This is a genomic window from Cryobacterium sp. W22_MBD10_FK3 (genome assembly GCF_052113745.1).
In the GTDB taxonomy this organism is placed as follows: Bacteria; Actinomycetota; Actinomycetes; order Actinomycetales; family Microbacteriaceae; genus Cryobacterium.
In genome coordinates this window covers 359,739-366,693 of sequence record NZ_JBGQOH010000002.1, presented here as the reverse complement: position 1 = coordinate 366,693, position 6,955 = coordinate 359,739, and the positions used below count along the sequence as shown (strand labels likewise).

The window sequence follows — 6,955 nt, the reverse complement described above, 5'->3', positions numbered from 1 at the left end:
CCCCGGCCGCGGCCACCGACGGTGGGGCCGACCACCCGGAAGCGGCCCGCCGATGACAGCTACCTGCTGCCCAGGCACCGGCCGAAGCGGCACCCGACGCCACCGGTGCCCGACAACCCGCCGTTCTAACGGGTGAGGCAGGTCAGGTGAGGCAGGTCGGGTGAGGCAGGTCGGGTGAGGCAGGTCGGGTGAGGCAGGTCAGGTGAGGCAGGTCAGGTGAGGCAGTAGGGACCGAGCAGGCTTTTCAATTCGCCGAAGAGGTCTGCTGTGACGGTTACCCGGCTCGGCAGTTCGAACACGCGGGCGGTGTCGCCCTTGATGAGCTTCAGGCGCACCTCGGACGTTCCGCCGTGCCGTTTGAGCACCTCACCGAGCTGGGTCACGGTGTCGGTGGTGGCCCGGGCCTCGAACAGCGTGATGGAGAGCGTGCCGTGGTCGGAGGCCTGCCCAAGCTCCGGAGCGAAGATGCTGTACGCGTGCAGGTTCATGCCGTCATCACGCATGCTCACCCGCCCGCGCACCACCACGACGGAGTCGCTGACCAGGTCGAGGGAGAACTCCTGGTACGCCTTGCCCATGAACATGACGTCGATCTCACCGCCGAAGTCCTCGACCGAGATGATGCCGTACTGGTTGCCGGACTTCTTGGCGATGCGGTGCTGCACGTTCGTGATCAGACCGGCGACCGTGACGGTGTCGGCATCCTGGGTGTGCTCCGAGCTGATCAGATCGGTGATGGTGGTGCTGGCGTGCTTGGCCAGCGGAATCTCCAGGCCGGCCAGTGGATGGTCGGAGACGTAGAGGCCGAGCATGTCGCGCTCCAGCGCGAGCTTCTCCTTCTTGCTCCACTCCGGCCGTTCGGGAACCTGTTCGGTTTCCTGCGGGTCGTCGAAGAGGCTGTCGAAGTCGAACCCGACCATGCCGTGCGACTCGTCGCGTTTGATCTTGACTGCGGAGTCGACCGCGCCCTCATGGATCTCGAACATGGCACGCCTGGTAGAACCGAGGGAGTCGAAGGCACCGGACTTGATCAGGGACTCGACGGTGCGCTTGTTCGTGACCTGCAGCGGCACCTTGCGCAGGAAGTCGTGGAAGGACTCGAAATTGCCCTTCTCGGTGCGCGCCGCCCTGATGGCTTCAACAACGTTGAAGCCGACGTTGCGCACGGCGCCCAGGCCGAACCTGATGTCGGTGCCGACGGCGGCGAAGAAACCGATGGACTCGTTGACGTCGGGCGGAAGCACCTGGATACCCATGCGGCGGCACTCGTTCAGGTATAGGGCGAGCTTGTCGCGGGCGTCGCCGACACTGGTGAGCAGCGCGGCCATGTATTCGGCCGGGTAGTGCGCTTTGAGGTACGCGGTCCAGTAGCTCAGCACGCCGTAGGCGGCCGAGTGGGCCTTGTTGAAGGCGTAGTCGGAGAACGGTAGAAGGATGTTCCACACGGTGGTAACAGCTTCCATCGAGTAACCGTTGGCCATCATTCCGCCGGAGAAGCCCTCGAACTGCTTGTCGAGCTCTGACTTCTTCTTCTTGCCCATGGCGCGACGCAACAGGTCGGCCTGGCCGAGCGAGAAGCCGGCCAGCTTCTGCGCAATCGACATCACCTGCTCCTGGTAGACGATGAGACCGTAGGTTCCGCCGATGATGTCCTTGAGGGGCTCTTCGAGCTCCTTGTGGATCGGGATGATCTCCTGCTGACCGGTCTTGCGCAGCGCGTAGTTGGTGTGTGAGTTCGCGCCCATGGGGCCCGGACGGTACAGGGCGATGACGGCCGAGATGTCTTCGAAGTTGTCGGGCTTCATGCTGCGCAGGAGCGCCCGCATCGGCCCGCCGTCGAGCTGGAACACCCCGAGGGTGTCGCCGCGGGCGAGGAGTTCGTAGGCGAGCGGGTCGTCCAGGCCAAGGTCTTCCAGCACCGGTCGGTGCCCACGGTTGGCTTCGATGTTGTCGAGGGTGTCGTCGATGATGGTGAGGTTGCGCAACCCCAGGAAGTCCATCTTGATCAGCCCGAGCGACTCGCAGGCGGGGTAGTCGAACTGGGTGACGATCTGGCCGTCGGCCTCGCGACGCATGATCGGGATGATGTCGATCAACGGGTCGGAGGACATGATCACACCGGCCGCGTGCACGCCCCATTGCCGTTTGAGGTTCTCGATGCCCAGCGCAGTGTCGAAGACCGTGCGCGCCTCGGCATCCGTCTCGATGACGGCGCGGAAGTCGCCGGCCTCGCGGTAGCGCGGGTGGTCTTTGTCGAACATGCCGGTGAGCGGCATGTCCTTGCCCATGATCGGTTGCGGCATGGCCTTGGTGAGCTTGTCGCCCATGCCGAACGGGAAGCCGAGGACCCGGCTGGAGTCTTTGAGGGCCTGCTTGGCCTTGATGGTGCCGTAGGTGACGATCTGGGCGACGCGCTCCGCGCCGTATTTCTCGGTGACGTAGTGGATGACCTCGCCGCGGCGACGATCGTCGAAGTCGACGTCGAAGTCGGGCATGGATACCCGGTCGGGGTTGAGGAACCGCTCGAAGATCAGACCGTGCACGAGGGGGTCGAGGTCGGTGATGCCCATGGCGTACGCCACCATCGAACCGGCGCCTGAGCCACGGCCGGGGCCGACCCTGATGCCGTTGTCCTTGGACCAGTTGATGAAGTCGGCAACGACCAGGAAGTAGCCGGGGAAGCCCATCTGGGTGATGACACCGACCTCGTAGTCGGCCTGCTTGCGCACGGCCGCCGAGATGCCGTTCGGGTACCGGCGGATGAGGCCGAGCTCGGTCTCCTTGATGAACCAGCTTTCCTCGTTCTCCCCCTCCGGGGTCGGGAAGCGGGGCATGTAGTTGGCCGAGGTGTTGAACTTGACCTCGCACCGCTCGGCGATGAGCAGGGTGTTGTCGCAGGCCTCCGGGTTGTCCCGGAACAGGTGCCGCATCTCGGCGGCGGTCTTGAGGTAGAACTCGTTGGAGTCGAACTTGAACCGGTTCGGGTCATCCAGGGTCGACGCCGACTGCACGCAGAGTAGGGCGGCGTGCGCGGTGGCGTCGTGGGCGTGGGTGTAGTGCAGGTCGTTGGTGGCCACCAGCGGCAGGTCGAGTTCCTTGGCGAGTTTGAGCAGGTCGGTCATGGTGCGGCGCTCGATGTCGATGCCGTGGTCCATGATCTCGCAGAAGAAGTTGTCCTTGCCGAAGATGTCGCGCAACTCCCCCGCGGCCTGCCTGGCCTCGTCGTACTGGCCGAGCCGCAGGCGGGTCTGCACCTCGCCACCGACGCATCCGGTCGTGCCGATCAGGCCCTTGGAGTAGGTGCTGAGCAGTTCGCGGTCCATGCGGGGCTTGAAGTAATAGCCCTCGAGCGAGGCGAGTGACGACAACCGGAAGAGGTTGTGCATGCCCTCGGTGTTCTCCGAGAGCAGCGTCATGTGCGTGTAGGCGCCGCTGCCGCCGACGTCGTCGCGGTTCTGGGCGTTGGTGCCCCACTTGACCCGGGTCTTGTCCCTGCGGTCGGTGCCTGGCGTGATGTACGCCTCGGTGCCGATGATGGGCTTGATGCCGGCGTCGGTGGCGGTCTTCCAGAAGTCGAACGCGCCGAAGACGTTGCCGTGGTCGGTCACCGCGATCGCGGGCATTTTCTGCTCGGCGGCGGCGGCGATCAGCGGTTTGACCCGCGCGGCACCGTCGAGCATGGAGTACTCGCTGTGCACGTGGAGGTGGACGAACGAATCATTCTGGGTCGACACGACTGCTCCAGCTGCTCTGGGGTTTATCTGATGAAGATGTGGTGGTGCTGGTCTTCCAGCTTAAGCGTCGGCCGACGGCCCGGCTTAATCGCCGCGCAGGATACGTAGTGCGTTGGCCAGGTCATCGGGGTATTCGGCGTCGAAGGTGACCCACTCGCGGCTCGACGGGTGCTCGAAGGAGAGCTGCTTGGCCACCAGCCACTGCCGGGTGAGACCCAGCCTGGCGGAGATTTTCGCGTCGGCGCCGTACATCGCGTCGCCCACGCAGGCATGCCGCTGGGCGGCCATGTGCACCCGGATCTGGTGGGTACGACCGGTCTCCAGGTGTACCTCGAGCAGCGATGCCGAGGGGAATGCTTCAAGGGTCTCGTAGTGCGTGACCGAGTCCTTGCCACCGGCGACCACGGCGAACTTCCAGTCGGACCGCGGGTGCCGGCCGATGGGCGCGTCAATGGTGCCGCTGGACGGGTCTGGGTGGCCCTGCACGACGGCGTGATAGATCTTGTCGACCTCGCGGTCGTGGAAGGCTCGCTTGAGGTGCGTGTACGCGGCCTCAGACTTGGCGACCACCATGAGGCCGCTGGTTCCGACGTCGAGGCGATGCACGATGCCGGCGCGCTCCGACGCCCCGGACGTGGCGATCCGGTAACCGGCACCGGCGAGGGCGCCGAGCACGGTCGGTCCGGTCCAGCCCACACTGGGGTGGGCGGCGACACCGGATGGCTTGTTGATCACGACGATGTCATCGTCGTCGTGCACGATGGTGAGGTCCGGCACGTCGATCGGCACGATGACGAGGTCTTGCTTGGGCTGCCAGCTCACATCGAGCCAGCCGCCGGCGCGCAACTTGTCGGACTTGCCGACGACAACGCCGTCGAGGGTGACCCCATCGGCTTCGGCGATCTCGGCCGCAAAGCTGCGGGAGAAGCCGAACAGCTTGGCGATGCCCGCGTCAACGCGCACACCATCCAGGCCGTCGGGAAGGGGCAGGGCTCGGTTTTCCATGGTGCCGTTCAGTTGGGGGTGACGAGAGATGCGGGAGCATCGACGGGCGCAGCCGCTGCCGGCTCGGATGCCGGGGTGCGGCGGCCGTCGAGGCCGATGCCACGCAGTGAGAGCAGCAGGAACAGAACCATGCTCACCACAATGCAGCAGTCTGCGACGTTGTAGATGGCCGGCATCATCCACGGGGTGTAGATGAAGTCGACGACGTGACCGAGGCCGAAGCTGGGCTCTCGGAACAGTCGGTCGGTCAGGTTGCCGAGCACACCGCCGAGCAGGAGACCGAAGACGATCGCCCAGAGGCGCGAGCGGATGCGTGGGGCGAACCACACCACGAACACGACGACACCGGCCGCAATGAGTGAGAACACCCAGGTGAGGCCGGTGGCGAAGGAAAATGCCGCGCCGGGGTTCCGGATGAAGTGCAGTTGAAGCACATCACCCAGAACCCGGGCGGTTTCGCCCTCGATCATCGAATTGACGACGAGGGCCTTGCTGATCTGGTCGACCGCGAACCCACCGACGGCCACGAGGGCCAGGACGGTGAGCGCGCGATAGCTGACCTTCGCGGGGGTGTTACGCCCCAAAGCCCTGGAAGCTCGCCTTCGGCGAGTTGCCCGAGTCCTTGCCCGCACCCGCGCCGACGGGCGACGTGGAGTCGAGGTCGCGAAGCTGGCCCTCGATGTAGCTCTTCAGCTTCTGACGGTATTCGCGCTCGAAGGTGCGCAGTTCCTCGATCTTGTTCTCGAGGACCGAACGCTCCTTGTCGAGGACGTTGATCTGGGCGCGCTGCTTGGCTTCGGACTCCGCAATCACGCGAGCTGCCGTGGCGTGGCCTTCGGCGATCAGGGCGTCGCGCTTCTCAGCGCCTTCCTTGACGTGCTCCTCGTGCAGGCGGCGGGCCAGCTGCAGCAGGTTGGTCGTACCGGCGGTCTCGTCGACCTCGGCTGCGGGGGCAGCGGCAACGGGTGCCGGAACCGCGGCGGCGACGGGCTCAGCGACCGGCTCCGGGGTGTTGACGGGCTCGGCGACCTGGGCCGGTGCGGCGCTGACGGGAGCGGCACTGACCGGTGCGGAGGTGGCAGGTGCGCCCTCTCCGCCGGAGAGACGGGCCTTGAGGTCCTCGTTCTCCTGGGTCAGGCGACGCAGCTCGACAACGACCTCGTCGAGGAAGTCGTCAACCTCGTCCTGGTCATATCCCTCGCGGAACTTGGTCGACTGGAACCGCTTGTTGACTACATCTTCCGGAGTTAGCGCCATGGCTTTCCACCTCAAAACTTAATTGCGAACAGTTGTGCGAACACGTGCTTACGACCAACTGGCACTCGGTGTTGTACCGGGCCGGTTGGCCGTCATCGATCAAGAATACATGCCGAGACCCTGGTGAGGCTGCGTGTCAGAACCGAATCGCCGTAATCCACATTCCGATGATGCAGCAGAGCATCGTCAGGCTCCACCCGAAGTCGAAGGCGATGGGGCCGACACGCAGCGGCGGAAAGATCCGCCGGAAGAAATTGATGGGCGGGTCCGTGACCGTGTAGACGAGTTCGATGAGGACCAGCACGAAGCCGTGCGGTCGCCAGGACCTGTTGATTCCGCGCACCAGGTCGACGATGAATCGACCCCACATGACGAAGAAGTACAGCAGCAGGAGATAGTAGGCGATCCCCAGGACCAGGTTGATTACGGACACGTCAGGCTATGACTGGGCGAAGAAGGAGGAATCGGTGTCCCCCTCCTCTGCGGCGTTGTCGCCGGAGATCACGACGTGCGACGGCGACAGGAGGAAGACCTTGGCCGTGACGCGCTCAATCTTGCCGTAAAGACCCTGTGACAGGCCGCTGGCGAAGTCGATGAGGCGGCGAGCGTCGGCGTCGCTCATCTGGGAGAGGTTGATGATGACCGGAATGCCCTCACGGAAGGACTCGGCGATCACCTGGGCGTCGCGGTACTGGCGCGGGTGGACGGTGAGGATCTCGTTCATTTCGGACACGACAACATTCTTGGGGGTGGAGGTCTTGTGCAACGGCGTGACCGGCGCGCGGCCGGACGAGTGGGATCCGTTGGCCGGAGTGGCGTGGGTCGGCGCGGCGTGCGCGGACTGGGTGGGGAGAGTGGAGACGGGAGCCGCGGCGGGCGCCTCATATTCCAGCTCTTCGTCTGCCAGACCCAGGTAGACCATGGTTTTCTTGAGCGGGTTGGACATCTCGACCTCCGTG

6 protein-coding genes are annotated in these 6,955 nt (G+C 64.9%); all 6 read right to left on the bottom strand.

The window, feature by feature from the left end; genetic code table 11:
• Positions 1-212: 212 nt before the first annotated feature.
• The 6 genes from dnaE to ACEN2M_RS04635 all read right to left on the bottom strand — a co-directional run bounded on the left by dnaE (position 213) and on the right by ACEN2M_RS04635 (position 6,942).
• The gene (gene dnaE / locus ACEN2M_RS04660) at positions 213-3,680 is read right to left on the bottom strand and encodes a DNA polymerase III subunit alpha (protein WP_441646974.1); all 3,468 of its coding nucleotides are present in this window, start codon (positions 3,678-3,680) and stop codon (positions 213-215) included.
• Between the two features lie 138 nt (positions 3,681-3,818).
• Positions 3,819-4,739: an RluA family pseudouridine synthase gene (locus ACEN2M_RS04655; protein WP_441646963.1), complete on the bottom strand. Its 921-nt coding sequence runs from the start codon at positions 4,737-4,739 to the stop codon at positions 3,819-3,821.
• A gap of 8 nt (positions 4,740-4,747) precedes the next feature.
• The gene (gene lspA / locus ACEN2M_RS04650; protein WP_441646962.1) at positions 4,748-5,323 is read right to left on the bottom strand and encodes a signal peptidase II; all 576 of its coding nucleotides are present in this window, start codon (positions 5,321-5,323) and stop codon (positions 4,748-4,750) included.
• A complete protein-coding gene (locus ACEN2M_RS04645) occupies positions 5,313-5,996 on the bottom strand; it encodes a DivIVA domain-containing protein (protein ID WP_441646961.1) in 684 nt (227 codons plus the stop codon). The genes lspA and ACEN2M_RS04645 overlap by 11 nt, the downstream gene beginning before the upstream one ends.
• Positions 5,997-6,132: 136 nt before the next feature.
• The gene (locus ACEN2M_RS04640) at positions 6,133-6,429 is read right to left on the bottom strand and encodes a YggT family protein (RefSeq protein WP_441646960.1); all 297 of its coding nucleotides are present in this window, start codon (positions 6,427-6,429) and stop codon (positions 6,133-6,135) included.
• Positions 6,430-6,435: 6 nt separating this feature from the next.
• Positions 6,436-6,942, bottom strand: coding sequence for a cell division protein SepF (locus ACEN2M_RS04635; RefSeq protein WP_441646959.1), 507 nt, complete (start codon positions 6,940-6,942; stop codon positions 6,436-6,438).
• Positions 6,943-6,955: the final 13 nt, after the last annotated feature.

What these genes read in the sequence shown, in the direction of transcription:
- dnaE (WP_441646974.1), bottom strand. Translation starts at nt 3,680, where the DNA reads ATGCTCGACGGTGCCGCGCGGGTCAAACCGCTGATCGCCGCCGCCGCC.
- ACEN2M_RS04655 (WP_441646963.1), bottom strand. Translation starts at nt 4,739, where the DNA reads ATGGAAAACCGAGCCCTGCCCCTTCCCGACGGCCTGGATGGTGTGCGC.
- ACEN2M_RS04645 (WP_441646961.1), bottom strand. Translation starts at nt 5,996, where the DNA reads ATGGCGCTAACTCCGGAAGATGTAGTCAACAAGCGGTTCCAGTCGACC.
- ACEN2M_RS04635 (WP_441646959.1), bottom strand. Translation starts at nt 6,942, where the DNA reads ATGTCCAACCCGCTCAAGAAAACCATGGTCTACCTGGGTCTGGCAGAC.